We start from the raw sequence: 208 nt of genomic DNA, 5'->3' as shown, positions 1-208 counted from the left end.
CCCCGGGTGACCGGGTGATGGGTCTGGTCATGGACGGGTTCGGAACACGGGCGGTCTCCGACCGGCGGATGGTGGTGCCGATGCCGGCCGGGTTCTCGTTTGTCGAGGCGGCGGCGGTGCCGTTGGTGTTCCTGACCGCGTATTACGGGTTGTTTGATTTGGGTGGGTTGCGGCGGGGTGAGCGGTTGTTGGTGCATGCGGCTGCTGG

General features: G+C 66.8%; 1 protein-coding gene. It reads left to right on the top strand.

The window, feature by feature from the left end; translation table 11 throughout:
• Positions 1-14: 14 nt before the first annotated feature.
• On the top strand, positions 15-208 hold a 194-nt coding region (locus tag ACLQ28_RS34725), incomplete at its 3' end, for a hypothetical protein (protein WP_425690480.1).

The organism is Micromonospora sp. DT201 (genome assembly GCF_049841575.1).
In the GTDB taxonomy this organism is placed as follows: Bacteria; Actinomycetota; Actinomycetes; order Mycobacteriales; family Micromonosporaceae; genus Micromonospora.
Note: the sequence above shows the minus strand (reverse complement) of the source record. Positions and strands in the feature narration are given on the sequence as shown.